This window comes from Staphylococcus sp. GDB20D11A, from assembly GCF_016893255.1.
Classification (GTDB): domain Bacteria; phylum Bacillota; class Bacilli; order Staphylococcales; family Staphylococcaceae; genus Staphylococcus; species Staphylococcus aureus.
The window spans coordinates 99,422-114,035 of record NZ_JAFEPJ010000010.1; the positions used below are offsets into that span (position 1 = coordinate 99,422).

Consider the following 14,614-nt stretch of genomic DNA (forward strand, 5'->3'; position numbering starts at 1 on the left):
AGTAAAGGGATGGAAAAAATGCATCATGTAAATAAATATTTCAATCAAACAATGGTGATAGAAGCTTTGAAAATGAGTTTTTATAAGCTGAATCCTAAACAATTAATAAAAAATCCGATAATGTTTGTCGTTGAGGTTGGAATGATTTTAACGTTGATATTAATATGTTTTCCTGACATATTTGGAACTAGCTATCTATCGCGAGGTTATTTGATTACAATTTTTATCATATTATTAATAACTATATTGTTTGCTAATTTTTCAGAAGCCTTTGCTGAAGGTCGTGGAAAAGCGCAAGCTGATAGTTTAAGACAAGCACAATCAAATTTAACTGCTCGATTGATAGAAGAAAATGGTGCGTATCGGATAGTGAACGCCACAGAGTTAAAAGCCGGACAAAATATTCGGGTAGAAAATGGAGAAACAATCCCTGCTGATGGCGTTGTAATAAATGGATTAGCAACCGTTGATGAATCTGCAATTACTGGTGAATCTGCACCTGTGATAAAAGAATCAGGTGGCGATTTTGATGGAGTCATTGGCGGTACACTTGTAACATCTGATTGGTTAGAAATACGTGTTGAGAGTGAAGCGGGTACATCTTTTTTAGATAAAATGATTGCCTTAGTTGAAGGGGCGGAAAGAAATAAAACACCAAATGAAATTGCACTTTTTACATTATTAACAACGTTAACAATTATATTTTTAGTCGTTATTGTAACATTATATCCAATAGCATCTTACCTGCATTTAATTTTACCTATTGCGATGCTCATTGCGTTAACAGTATGTTTAATACCAACGACAATCGGTGGTTTGTTATCGGCAATTGGTATTGCTGGCATGGATCGTGTTACTCAATTCAATGTATTAGCGAAAAGTGGGCGTGCTGTAGAAGTATGTGGAGATGTCGATGTAATGATTTTAGACAAGACAGGCACAATCACTTATGGCAATCGAATCGCTAGTGAATTTTTACCAGTGAATCAACAAATGTGGGAAAAATTGATAGTCGCTGCTTATATGTCATCAATCTACGATGATACGCCAGAAGGAAAAAGTATTGTGCGATTAGCGAAGCAGATGTATATAAATGAGCTGCCTAAAGACATTGATGGCACATATAAGCCTTTTACAGCTGAAACTAGAATGAGCGGAATCATTACAAATGAAATATCGGTATTCAAAGGTGCACCTAATAGTATGATAAATCTTGTCAAACAACAACAAGGCGATATTCCTCTTAATATTGAGTCTATCTGTATGGATGTATCGAGTAAAGGTGGCACACCATTAATAGTTATTGAAAACAACGTCATGCTTGGCGTGATTTATTTAAAAGATGTGATTAAAGATGGTCTAGTAGAACGATTTGCTGAATTGAGAAAAATGGGCATTGAAACAGTTATGTGTACGGGCGATAATGCTTTAACAGCAGCTACAATTGCAAAAGAAGCGGGTGTTGATAGATTTGTTGCAGAGTGTAAACCCGAAGATAAAATTAAAGTCATCAAAGATGAACAAGCGAAAGGCCATATTGTTGCGATGACAGGAGATGGTACAAATGATGCACCTGCGCTAGCACAAGCGAATATAGGATTAGCTATGAACTCAGGGACAATTAGTGCTAAAGAGGCGGCCAATCTAATTGATTTAGATTCGAATCCTACAAAGTTAATAGAGGTTGTAAAAATAGGCAAACAATTATTAATGACGAGAGGTGCATTAACGACATTTAGTTTGGCTAATGACGTAGCAAAATACTTTGCAATTTTACCTGCACTAATGATGTCAACGATTCCAGAAATGACTTCACTAAATATTATGCATTTATCGTCACCTAAATTTGCAATCATATCAGCTTTGATATTCAATGCATTAATCATTGTTGCCTTAATTCCAATTGCCATGAAAGGTGTAAAAGTAAAGGGTTACAGCATTGATAGAATTTTTATAAATAATATGTTGATTTATGGATTAGGTGGATTAATCGTCCCGTTTTTAGGCATTAAATTAATAGATATGATTGTACAATTTTTTGTGTAAAGAGGAAGGAGTCTGTACCATGAATACGATAAGAAATAGTATTTGTTTAACGATAATAACTATGGTATTATGTGGATTTTTATTCCCGTTAGCTATCACGTTAATTGGTCAAATATTTTTTTATCAACAAGCAAATGGTAGTTTAATTACGTATGACAATCGTATAGTTGGATCAAAATTGATTGGACAGCACTGGACAGAGACACGATATTTTCACGGGAGACCGAGTGCAGTTGATTATAATATGAATCCTGAAAAATTATATAAAAACGGCGTATCATCAGGTGGAAGTAATGAATCGAATGGAAACACCGAATTAATAGCACGCGTGAAACATCATGTTAAATTTGGTAATTCAAATGTAACAATAGATGCTGCAACAAGTTCTGGGTCGGGCTTAGATCCGCATATTACGCTTGAAAATGCATTGAAGCAAGCACCTCGTATTGCTGATGCTCGTCATATATCTACTTCAAGAGTGACCGACTTGATTCAACATCGTAAGCAGCGTGGTGTGCTAACAAATGATTATGTGAATGTGCTTGAACTAAATATTGCTCTTGATAAGATGAAAGATTGAATATAGATGAAAGGCATCATGTTGATAAAATTATAACATGGTGTCTTTTTAGCAATTCAAGCACTTTCTGCTTAACTAAACTTTTAGATGAACCTTTAGGAAGAATAAATTAGCATGAAATATTCCATATGCTATAATTATCAACATATAAAAATAAAATGAAATAGATTATAAATCCGTATAATTTTTTATTTGGGGAGAGGGGTATATGTCAGATTATACTAAGTTGTCTAAGAGTCCTAAGTCAGCATTGTTGTATTACTACATTACGAATGGCTTAGAATTTATATTGAGTGTAGCTGTGTATGTCATTTTTTATTTTATATGGTTAAGATTTGAATGGCCTCAGTACTTAATTTATATTTTGTTGGTTTTAGGTGCTCTGAGTACATTAAAATTATTTATTAAGTCTTTATGGCAATATCACTGTCGCTTTTATCAAATTGATCAACTAAGTGTACAATATCGTACATCATTTTTAATATATAAAGAAGAAACGAGTCGAATTGAACGTTTACAATACTTGTCGATTAAATCTAATCCAATTAGTAAAGTGCTTAATTTGTATAAAGTTGGATTTATGACTGCAGGTCATACTATTTATTTACCGATGATGTCTCATGACGATGTTAAAATAATCGAAGCGAGAACTATGTCGAATTTGAGAGGGGTTGAAAGTGATGTCTGAACCTCAAAAATTACATCCGATTTCATATTTTAATGGCATAATTAATGCTATCAAACAAAACATAGTCGTCTTTTTTATTTTTGTTATCTTTCAATTGAAAGATTTTGATTATACGAATCCCGAATCATATTTATGGATAGGTATTGTATTTGTATTCTTTTTAATATCATACATTTCTCAAATTGTCGGAATTATGAACACGCGATATTGGATTGAGGATAATTATTTCATTTTAACAACAGGTATTTTTAATAAAAAGCGTAAAGAATTAAATATAAAACGTATTCAGTCCGTTGATATGACACAAGGGGTCGTCAATCAAATCATTGGTGGTGTGGATTTACAAATCAAAACACCAAGTGATGGTATTGTGTTAAGTGTTATTTCGAAAAAACAAGGTGAATATCTTGAACGCTATATTGATCAATTGCAAACAGAGTTGAAGACAGAAATGGCGTAAAAGTCTAGTACTGAGCAGAATGGCAACCGTAATCATGACATTGAAGGTAATGTGGAAGACATCGCAGAAGGTCGGCTAGATGAAGTGCAGAACTCTGATAGTAAGCTTAATCAGAAAAATAAACGTATTCCTATATATCAAATGAATTTTAAAGAATCGTTATTTATGGCAATGACCAGTGGCGCCATTGGGGTAACGTTAGCAGCTTTAGTACCGATTTACGGCGCTGTAAGAGAGTTGATCCCATGGTCGAAGCTAAATCATGAAATTAGTCAATGGGTTCAAATTGTAAGTGTTTCAGTATTAATCATCATTTTACTAGTATTAATACTGGCATATATTATTGGAACGATTATAACGATGATAAGATTTTATGGCTTTTCGGTGATGCTTGAAAATGAGCAACTTAAAATTGAATATGGTCTATTTAACAAGAAGAAAGTGACTGTACCAACGAAACGATTGCAAGCTGTTGTTGAACATCAGTCATATATACGAAGATTATTTGGCTACACAGCAATACATTTTATCATCACAAGTGATTTTGAAAATAAAAAAATTGAAGATGATGACAATGATTCAGGTAGTGTGTCGATATTGCCGTTTATTAAACGAGACAAAGCCTATCAAATTATCCAGAATTTAGTACCTGATTTATCTTATCAACAAGTTAATGAAGGTATGCCTTTGTCAGGTTTCCACAGGCACTTTTTAATACCTAGTATTATTGTCATAGCTATGGCAGGAATTGGCTGTTATTTTTGGAATCAATTATTATTGTTATTTACGATTATAACGGTAGTCATTATTGGTTTATTTGTGATCAAAGGATATCTTTATGTCAAACATGCGGGTTTTAAAATGACAGAAGAACAAATTACTATCCAGAATTTCGAGCTATTGAAACGAAATATTTATTATTTTAAAGCGCATCACATTATAGGATTTGACACTTGGCAACATACATTACTTAAACGCAACAATTTAAATAATTTTAGTTTTATTGTTGCTAAAGGTGTGGGAGCCCAATCGATTAACTTAAAATACGCAAGAAGTGAAGATGCAAATAAATTGAAATCATGGTATTTGAGAGGTGAAAATGATGAGTGATTATAATTTTATGTCACCACATGCTAAAAAAGTGATGAGGTTAAGCGCTGTGCTGTTTTGGATACCCATAGCGCTTGTACTTTTAATAGCATTTAATATTTTGAACTGGCTATTTTGGGAGATATTAGATAACTATATATCCATTGTTAGTAGTGTGATTATAATATTACTTGTTGCTGTTTTCACGCTTGTAATAGTGCCAGTCTATCGATATAAGCACTGCAGATATGCATTTGAAAAACACCATTTGCGTGTACGAAACGGCATTTTATTTTTGGATGAAAAAGTAATACCATATTTTCGTATTCAAAATATTGATATCGATGTTGGACCTATAATGAGACGCTATCGATTAGCAACTTTGACACTTTATACAGCGGGTGGTCAAGCTGAAATTGAATTAATAGATAGAAGTGAAGCACGTAGATTGAAACGATGGTTAAATAACGAGAGACATTTAGAAAACAATAAAAATGAGGAATAATCAATGATACATGGAATTGGTGTGGATTTAATCGAAATCGATCGAATAAAAGTGTTATATAGTAAGCAACCAAAATTGGTTGAGCGGATTTTAACTAAAAATGAACAGCACAAATTCAACAATTTCACACATGAGCAACGTAAAATTGAATTTTTAGCTGGCAGGTTTGCTACAAAAGAAGCGTTCAGTAAAGCATTAGGCACAGGCTTAGGAAAACATGTAGCTTTTAACGATATAGACTGTTACAACGACGAACTTGGCAAACCAAAGATTGATTACGAAGGGTTCATCGTACATGTTAGTATCTCACACACTGAGCAATATGCGATGAGCCAAGTTGTTTTAGAAAAGTCAGCATTTTAAATTTGTTATACAATGATAATTAAGATCTAGTTTTAAAACGTGTGGGAATTACAGGAGGAAGTAATATGTCAGATAAATATTATAGATCTGCGTATATGAATGTAGATTTAAACGCTGTTGCATCAAATTTCAAAGTATTCAGTACATTGCATCCAAATAAAACAGTGATGGCTGTCGTTAAAGCCAATGCCTATGGACTAGGTAGTGTTAAAGTAGCACGTCATTTAATGGAAAATGGTGCCACATTTTTTGCTGTAGCAACGTTAGATGAAGCGATAGAACTTAGAATGCATGGGATTACTGCTAAAATTTTAGTCTTAGGTGTGTTACCAGCTAAAGATATTGATAAAGCGATACAACACCGTGTTGCCTTAACGGTCCCGTCTAAACAGTGGTTGAAAGAAGCAATTAAAAACATTTCTGGTGAGCAAGAGAAAAAGTTGTGGTTGCATATTAAATTAGATACAGGAATGGGACGTTTAGGTATTAAAGACACTAAAACGTATCAAGAAGTGATTGAAATCATTCAACAATATGAGCAACTTGTATTTGAAGGCGTGTTTACACACTTTGCCTGCGCTGACGAACCAGGATATATGACAACTGAACAATATCAACGTTTTAAAGATATGGTCAATGAAGCAATTAAACCTGAATATATACATTGTCAGAACTCAGCAGGTTCTCTATTAATGGATTGCCAATTCTGTAATGCAATAAGACCAGGAATTTCCCTTTATGGATATTATCCATCAGAGTATGTACAGCAAAAAGTTAAAGTACACCTTAAACCAAGTGTGCAATTAATTGCTAATGTAGTTCAAACAAAGACGCTACAAGCGGGTGAGTCTGTAAGTTATGGTGCAACTTATACAGCTACTGATCCAACAACAATAGCATTGTTACCTATTGGATATGCAGATGGCTATTTACGCATTATGCAAGGTAGCTTTGTAAATGTAAATGGTCATCAATGCGAAGTTATTGGTCGCGTATGTATGGATCAGACAATTGTAAAAGTGCCAGATCAAGTTAAAGCTGGAGATTCGGTGATTTTAATAGATAATCATAGAGAAAGTCCACAGTCGGTAGAAGTGGCAGCTGAAAAGCAACATACTATTAATTATGAAGTGCTTTGTAACTTGTCGAGACGTTTGCCACGAATCTATCATGATGGTGATCAACGTTTTGTAACAAATGAATTGTTAAAATAATATGGTCAGTGCATATAAAATTTGTTATCATTAGAGTAATTAAAGGTCATTTAATAACTTTTGGAATCAATTGGAGGTTCTCATATGTTATCTTTTAGTCAAAATAGAAGTCATAGCTTAGAACAATCTTTAAAAGAAGGATATTCACAAATGGCTGATTTAAATCTCTCCCTAGCGAACGAAGCTTTTCCGATAGAGTGTGAAGCATGCGATTGCAACGAAACATATTTATCTTCTAATTCAACGAATGAATGATTAGACGAGGAGATGTTTATTTAGCAGATTTATCACCAGTACAGGGATCTGAACAAGGGGGAGTCAGACCTGTAGTCATAATTCAAAATGATACTGGTAATAAATATAGTCCTACAGTTATTGTTGCGGCAATAACTGGTAGGATTAATAAAGCGAAAATACCGACACATGTAGAGATTGAAAAGAAAAAGTATAAATTGGATAAAGACTCAGTTATATTATTAGAACAAATTCGTACACTTGATAAAAAACGATTGAAAGAAAAACTGACGTACTTATCCGATGATAAAATGAAAGAAGTAGATAATGCACTAATGATTAGTTTAGGGCTGAATGCAGTAGCTCATCAGAAAAATTAGGCGTCTATTATATGTATTTTTCAGAGATAAATAAAATATTGATATAAAAGACAATAACTTTATAATAATTATAACTATTTCTAAATTCTGTACGAAGAATTTTCTTATAAACAAAGATTTTAGCAAATACCAGTTATGATATTCATATTTTTTATTATAAAAGGATGTCTTAAGTTTTTTAGGCTTTAGGTATTCCATCCTAAAGTTTTTTTTAGCTTAAAAGTATCATCTACAGCAAAATTGCAAACGACAAAATTGATAAGTGCAATTAAATAAATGTTAGTAAGTGAATCATAATTATCCTTGCTTAAGCATTTGCTTTGTAAGGGAAGTGAGGAGGCAACTAATCGTGGAAGAATTTAAGCAACATTATAAGGGTTTAATTGATGAAAGTTTAACGTGCCAAGATAAAGTAGAATTGATAAAAAAGTGTGAGAAATACACTGACGAAGTGATTCGTAAGGACGTCTTGCCTGAAGACATTGTCGATATTCACAAAAACTATATATTGACGTTAAACTTAACGCGTGAAGATGTGTTCAAGACATTAGATGTCTTACAAGAAATCGTTAAAGGCTTTGGTTATAGTTATCGAGATTATCAAAGATTGGTAGATAAACTTCAAGTTCACGATAAAGAGATAGACTTAGCTTCTAGCTTACAACAAACAATGCTTAAAACAGATATTCCACAATTTGATAGTATTCAAATTGGCGTTATTTCAGTGGCGGCACAAAAAGTAAGTGGAGATTATTTTAATTTAATTGACCATAACGATGGCACAATGAGCTTTGCTGTTGCAGATGTCATTGGAAAAGGTATACCAGCTGCTTTAGCAATGAGTATGATAAAGTTTGGCATGGATTCTTATGGACACTCACAATTACCGAGTGATGGCTTAAAACGTTTAAATCGTGTTGTTGAAAAGAATATTAATCAAAATATGTTCGTCACAATGTTTTATGGTTTATATGAAGAAATGAACCATTTATTGTATTGTAGTTCAGCTGGTCATGAGCCTGGATATATTTATCGCGCTGAAAAAGAAGAATTTGAAGAAATTTCAGTTAGAGGTAGAGTGTTAGGAATCAGTTCACAAACACGATATCAACAACAAGAAATTCCAATATACCTTGATGATTTAATTATCATTTTAACGGATGGTGTGACTGAAGCTAGAAATAGTGAAGGTACCTTTATAGATAAACAAAAACTTTTAGAATATATTAAAAAACATAAACATATGCACCCACAAGATATTGTTCAAATTATCTATGAAGCAATTTTAAAGCTTCAAAACCCAAATAAAAAAGATGATATGACTATTTTGATTATAAAAAGAGTAAATTAATTTAAAAAAGAAGATTAGAAATTATTTCGATGGGTATATAATAATTTGAAATATAAATATGGTGGATACAGCGCTTAAAATGAAGATAAATATTTTTAATAAGTAGGAGTGTAATGAAATGAATCTTAATATAGAAACAACCACTCAAGATAAATTTTACGAAGTTAAAGTCGGTGGAGAATTAGATGTTTATACTGTGCCTGAATTAGAAGAGGTTTTAACACCTATGAGACAAGATGGAACTCGTGATATTTATGTTAATTTAGAAAATGTGAGTTATATGGATTCGACAGGTTTAGGTTTATTCGTAGGTACATTAAAAGCATTAAACCAAAATGATAAAGAACTATACATTTTAGGTGTGTCAGATCGTATCGGTAGACTATTTGAAATTACTGGTCTTAAGGATTTAATGCATGTTAATGAAGGAACGGAGGTCGAATAACATGCAATCTAAAGAAGATTTTATCGAAATGCGCGTGCCAGCATCGGCAGAGTATGTAAGTTTAATTCGTTTAACACTTTCTGGCGTTTTTTCGAGAGCTGGTGCTACATATGATGATATTGAAGATGCCAAGATTGCAGTTAGTGAAGCTGTGACAAATGCAGTTAAACATGCATACAAAGAAAAAAACAATGTGGGCATTATTAACATATATTTTGAAATTTTAGAAGATAAAATTAAAATTGTTATTTCTGATAAAGGTGACAGTTTTGATTATGAAACAACTAAATCAAAAATAGGTCCTTATGATAAAGACGAAAATATAGACTTTTTACGCGAAGGTGGCCTAGGTTTATTTTTAATCGAATCTTTAATGGATGAAGTGACAGTATATAAAGAATCTGGTGTGACAATCAGTATGACTAAGTATATAAAAAAAGAGCAGGTGCGAAATAATGGCGAAAGAGTCGAAATCAGCTAATGAAGTTTCACCTGAGCAAATTAACCAATGGATTAAAGAACACCAAGAAAATAAGAATACAGATGCACAAGATAAGTTAGTTAAACATTACCAAAAACTAATTGAGTCATTGGCATATAAATATTCTAAAGGACAATCACATCACGAAGATTTAGTTCAAGTTGGTATGGTTGGTTTAATAGGTGCCATAAATAGATTCGATATGTCCTTTGAACGGAAGTTTGAAGCCTTTTTAGTACCTACTGTAATCGGTGAAATCAAAAGATATCTACGAGATAAAACTTGGAGTGTACATGTTCCGAGACGTATTAAAGAAATTGGGCCAAGAATCAAAAAAGTAAGCGATGAACTAACCGCTGAATTAGAGCGTTCACCTTCTATCAGTGAAATAGCTGATCGATTAGAAGTTTCGGAAGAAGAAGTGTTAGAAGCAATGGAAATGGGACAAAGTTATAATGCGTTAAGTGTTGATCATTCCATTGAAGCTGATAAAGATGGTTCAACTGTTACGCTATTAGATATTATGGGACAACAAGATGACCATTATGACTTAACTGAAAAACGTATGATTTTAGAAAAAATATTACCTATATTATCTGATCGCGAACGAGAAATCATACAATGTACGTTTATTGAAGGTTTGAGTCAAAAAGAAACGGGCGAGCGTATTGGTTTGAGTCAAATGCATGTTTCAAGACTTCAAAGAACGGCAATTAAGAAATTACAAGAAGCAGCACATAAATAGAATTTGCTTATTAATGATGCGTTTTATAATGAAAAATTCATACAATTATCCCTTGATTAGTCAAATGAAATCGAGGGGTATTTTTAATTTAATTAAGATTTTCGAATTAATGCATTATTAACGTAGTTTAATGTGTATCCACATAAATGTCGCGATATAGTATTAATAATTTAAGTGAGGAAGATATCTAATTGTCGGCTTAAATAGGTGGATTGCTATTAGAATAAAAAAGTAGGCTTAGATTATGAAATTTAAGAAATGATGGTGTGTCATTTTCAATAATCTTAGTGCGTTTTAAAATATTATATGACCTAATAATTCGTTTTTAAAATTTTGGAAGTTAAAATTGCATTAAGTATCATACCTTAATAGAAGTACTTTAGAATATGTTAAAATAAATGAGTAAATTTAAGAAAAAGTGTGGGTTAAGTAAATGGACAATCAATTGATTAATTCAATCATAGAGAAATATCAATTTAGTAAAAAACAAATTGAAGCAGTGTTAACACTGCTTGAAGAAAAAAATACAGTACCATTTATTGCGAGGTATCGAAAAGAGCAAACTGGTGGACTAGATGAAGTTCAAATAAAGCAAATTGATGACGAATACCAATATATGGTCAATTTACAAAAACGTAAAGAAGAAGTTATCAAAAATATAGAACAGCAAGGATTACTTACTGAGGAATTAAAGAAAGATATTTTAAAACAGAACAAATTACAACGTGTTGAAGACCTATATAGACCTTTTAAACAAAAGAAAAAGACTAGGGCAACTGAGGCGAAACGTAAAGGATTAGAACCATTAGCGATATGGATGAAGGCACGTAAACATGAAGTCTCAATTGAAGAAAAAGCACAACAATTTATAAATGAAGAAGTGCAATCGGTTGAAGATGCTATCAAAGGTGCGCAAGATATTATTGCGGAACAAATTTCAGATAATCCTAAATATAGAACAAAAATTTTAAAAGATATGTATCATCAAGGTGTGTTAACTACATCTAAAAAGAAAAATGCTGAAGATGAAAAAGGTATTTTTGAAATGTATTATGCATACAGTGAGCCAATTAAACGCATTGCTAATCATAGAGTTTTAGCTGTGAATCGTGGTGAAAAAGAGAAAGTATTATCTGTAAAGTTTGAATTCGATACGACATCAGTAGAGGACTTCATTGCACGTCAAGAAATCAATCATAATAATGTAAATCGCAGTTATATTTTAGAGGCGATTAAAGATAGCTTGAAACGCTTAATTGTCCCTTCGATAGAGCGTGAAATCCATGCTGATTTAACTGAAAAAGCTGAAAATCATGCAATAGATGTTTTTAGTGAAAACTTAAGAAATCTATTACTGCAACCTCCAATGAAAGGTAAACAAATATTAGGCGTAGATCCTGCATTTAGAACAGGTTGTAAATTAGCAGTCATTAACCCATTCGGTACTTTTATAGCAAAAGGTGTGATTTATCCGCATCCACCAGTTTCTAAAAAAGAAGCAGCAGAGAAGGATTTTGTACAAATGGTTAAAGCGTATGATGTGCAATTAATTGCAATTGGCAATGGTACAGCAAGTCGTGAAACAGAACAATTTGTTGCAGATTTAATTAAAAAGCATCAGTTGCCAGTACAATTCATCATTGTCAATGAAGCGGGTGCTTCAGTATACTCAGCATCAGAAATTGCTAGAGATGAATTTCCTGATTTTCAAGTGGAAGAAAGAAGTGCCGTATCAATTGGACGACGCGTCCAAGATCCATTAAGTGAATTAGTTAAAATCGATCCTAAATCTATTGGTGTTGGACAATACCAGCATGATGTTAATCAAAAAGCACTAGAAAATGCATTAACTTTCGTTGTTGAAACAGCAGTTAACCAAGTAGGTGTTGATGTCAATACAGCATCATCATTATTATTACAATATGTGTCTGGTCTAAGTTCGCAAATTGCTAAAAATATAATTGCATATAGAGAAGAAAATGGCGCAATAAAGCATAATAAAGAGTTAAGTAAGATTAAGCGTTTGGGTGCTAAAACTTTTGAGCAGAGTATAGGATTTTTAAGAATAGTAGACGGGTCAGAGCCATTGGATAATACATCGATTCATCCCGAAAGCTATAAAGTAACGTATCAGTTATTAGATAAACTCGGATTTGGTGGCAATGATTTAGGTAGTGATGCATTAAAAGCTAAATTAAATTCATTGGATATGGATGAACTGGCGATTGAATTACAAGTAGGTGTACCTACATTAGAGGATATTATTAAATCCTTGAAAGCACCTAATCGAGATCCAAGGGACGAGTTTGAAACACCAATCCTTAAATCTGATGTGCTATCAATTGAAGATTTAAAAGAAGGAATGAAATTGAGTGGCACAGTTAGAAATGTAGTAGATTTTGGAGCATTTGTAGATATAGGTGTTAAACAAGATGGCCTTGTCCATGTTTCGAAACTTTCTAAGAAGTTCGTAAAAAATCCAATGGATATTGTCAGTGTCGGTGATATCGTTGACGTTTGGATTTACAGTATTGACAAAAATAAAGACAAAGTATCATTAACGATGATTGATCCACATGAATAATGACAAACTTCAGCGAATGGTTGAGAACCTTTCGGAAGAAAAATTTGGACGTACGTTTCGACATTGTGCATATTTTAATAAAAGGTTACGTACAACAGGCGGACGTTATCTTTTAAAGTCCCATGATATTGAAATTAATCCAAAACAATATGAGCATTATGGAGAAGATGCTATTGTAAAAATTATACTGCATGAATTATGTCATTATCACTTGCATATTGCTGGTAAAGGTTATCAACATAAAGATCAAGATTTTAAACGATTGAGCCAACAGGTTGGAGCGCCTAGATTTTGTAACAGCATTGAAAGCTATCAACAACGGGCGAATTATGAATATTATTGCACTAAATGTCATGCAAAATATATACGTATCCGTAAAGTTGATACGAATCGTATGCGTTGCGGACATTGTAATGGAAAATTAAGAATGAAAAGACAATTGAAATAAGTACAATACAAATAGAGCTAATTCGAGTATATGTAAGATTATTTAGGAGTTGTATGGAATTTATATAGAATTTATCAGTGAGTTATTTTGATTGGTAAACATAGTAATTGAATAAGAAGAAATTGTGTTTATAAAATGTTTAAAGCCGAGATTGTCGTAATTTAATACTTCGCAATCGCGGCTTTTCTACTATTGATATAGGTAATGGCATAAATTGTGACTTGATAGGATGAAATTCAATTGATTAGATTAAAAATCTTGGCGTATTTTAGTAATGAATAATATATAAACTTTACCCAATTAAAGCTTTAAAGTAGCACAAAAGATAATTATACATTTTTAATGACATTTTGATTGAATTTATCTATTGACTGTACAGCTTATAGTTAGTATGATTAAACACGTTCCTTAAAAAAGAACAAATTAAATAAACTTTGATTTGAAAGACAGTCAATTCTAAATTTAATTTATAAAATATGTTGACAATAAGTTCTTAATGTTTTATTATAAATAACGTTGTGTTAACAACTGATAACACAAATTAATTTAATGTAAAAAAACGATTAAAAGTTATTGACAAATATTTTTAATCATAATATAATAAATAACGTTCTGAAAAACGAAGATGTTTTAAATGCCTATATCCGCGGTCGTGGCGGAATGGCAGACGCGCTAGGTTGAGGGCCTAGTGGGAGAAATCCCGTGGAGGTTCAAGTCCTCTCGGCCGCATCAAAATTCTTAATTAAATAAGCGGGTGTAGTTTAATGGCAAAACCTCAGCCTTCCAAGCTGATGTTGTGGGTTCGATTCCCATCACCCGCTCCATAGATAATTTTAATGAACATTGAAAACTGAATGACAATTTGTCAACGTTAATTCCAAAAATCGTAACTATAAGTTACAAACATTATTTAGTATTTATGAGCTAATCAAACATCATAATTTTTATGGAGAGTTTGATCCTGGCTCAGGATGAACGCTGGCGGCGTGCCTAATACATGC

At 32.5% G+C, this 14,614-nt stretch carries 14 protein-coding genes, 2 tRNA genes, 1 rRNA gene and 1 pseudogene; all 18 read left to right on the forward strand.

The window, feature by feature from the left end; translation table 11 throughout:
- Positions 1–18 precede the first annotated feature (18 nt).
- Entirely contained in the window at positions 19–2,046 is a 2,028-nt protein-coding gene (gene kdpB / locus JV528_RS07760) for a potassium-transporting ATPase subunit KdpB (protein WP_204177626.1), read from the forward strand.
- Between the two features lie 19 nt (positions 2,047–2,065).
- Positions 2,066–2,626 carry a K(+)-transporting ATPase subunit C gene (locus tag JV528_RS07765; protein ID WP_001092415.1) on the forward strand — a complete coding sequence of 187 codons (561 nt, stop codon included), beginning with the start codon at positions 2,066–2,068 and terminating at the stop codon, positions 2,624–2,626.
- A gap of 208 nt (positions 2,627–2,834) precedes the next feature.
- Entirely contained in the window at positions 2,835–3,314 is a 480-nt protein-coding gene (locus JV528_RS07770; RefSeq protein WP_001287084.1) for a PH domain-containing protein, read from the forward strand.
- Positions 3,307–4,884 (forward strand): annotated as a pseudogene (locus JV528_RS07775) (PH domain-containing protein). The gene JV528_RS07770 and the pseudogene JV528_RS07775 overlap by 8 nt, the downstream one beginning before the upstream one ends.
- A complete protein-coding gene (locus JV528_RS07780; RefSeq protein ID WP_001286982.1) occupies positions 4,877–5,368 on the forward strand; it encodes a PH domain-containing protein in 492 nt (163 codons plus the stop codon). Before JV528_RS07775 ends, JV528_RS07780 begins: the two are co-directional and overlap by 8 nt.
- Positions 5,369–5,371: 3 nt before the next feature.
- A complete protein-coding gene (gene acpS / locus JV528_RS07785) occupies positions 5,372–5,731 on the forward strand; it encodes a holo-ACP synthase (protein WP_000581198.1) in 360 nt (119 codons plus the stop codon).
- A gap of 65 nt (positions 5,732–5,796) precedes the next feature.
- Positions 5,797–6,945 carry an alanine racemase gene (gene alr, locus JV528_RS07790; protein WP_001281150.1) on the forward strand — a complete coding sequence of 383 codons (1,149 nt, stop codon included), beginning with the start codon at positions 5,797–5,799 and terminating at the stop codon, positions 6,943–6,945.
- Positions 6,946–7,029: 84 nt separating this feature from the next.
- Entirely contained in the window at positions 7,030–7,200 is a 171-nt protein-coding gene (mazE, locus tag JV528_RS07795) for a type II toxin-antitoxin system antitoxin MazE (RefSeq protein WP_000948331.1), read from the forward strand.
- Positions 7,197–7,559, forward strand: a complete 363-nt coding sequence (locus JV528_RS07800) for a type II toxin-antitoxin system PemK/MazF family toxin (protein WP_000621175.1) — start codon at positions 7,197–7,199, stop codon at positions 7,557–7,559. Before mazE ends, JV528_RS07800 begins: the two co-directional genes overlap by 4 nt.
- A gap of 349 nt (positions 7,560–7,908) precedes the next feature.
- On the forward strand, positions 7,909–8,910 hold the full coding sequence (locus JV528_RS07805) for a SpoIIE family protein phosphatase (RefSeq protein WP_000390829.1): 1,002 nt from the start codon (positions 7,909–7,911) through the stop codon (positions 8,908–8,910).
- Between the two features lie 118 nt (positions 8,911–9,028).
- Complete coding sequence (locus JV528_RS07810) at positions 9,029–9,355, forward strand: anti-sigma factor antagonist (protein ID WP_001052491.1); 327 nt, start codon at positions 9,029–9,031, stop codon at positions 9,353–9,355.
- 1 nt (position 9,356) lies between these two features.
- Positions 9,357–9,836 (forward strand): anti-sigma B factor RsbW, encoded by a 480-nt coding sequence (gene rsbW, locus JV528_RS07815; protein ID WP_001190825.1) that lies wholly within the window; start codon positions 9,357–9,359, stop codon positions 9,834–9,836.
- Positions 9,811–10,581, forward strand: coding sequence for an RNA polymerase sigma factor SigB (gene sigB / locus JV528_RS07820; RefSeq protein WP_001041107.1), 771 nt, complete (start codon positions 9,811–9,813; stop codon positions 10,579–10,581). Before rsbW ends, sigB begins: the two co-directional genes overlap by 26 nt.
- A gap of 433 nt (positions 10,582–11,014) precedes the next feature.
- Positions 11,015–13,165, forward strand: coding sequence for a Tex family protein (locus JV528_RS07825; protein WP_204177625.1), 2,151 nt, complete (start codon positions 11,015–11,017; stop codon positions 13,163–13,165).
- On the forward strand, positions 13,158–13,613 hold the full coding sequence (locus JV528_RS07830; RefSeq protein WP_001058106.1) for a SprT family protein: 456 nt from the start codon (positions 13,158–13,160) through the stop codon (positions 13,611–13,613). The genes JV528_RS07825 and JV528_RS07830 overlap by 8 nt, the downstream gene beginning before the upstream one ends.
- Positions 13,614–14,259: 646 nt before the next feature.
- Positions 14,260–14,342 (forward strand) — tRNA-Leu (locus JV528_RS07835).
- Between the two features lie 21 nt (positions 14,343–14,363).
- Positions 14,364–14,437: transfer RNA gene (locus JV528_RS07840), tRNA-Gly, on the forward strand.
- A gap of 119 nt (positions 14,438–14,556) precedes the next feature.
- Positions 14,557–14,614 (forward strand): 16S ribosomal RNA (locus JV528_RS07845); the annotation flags it as partial.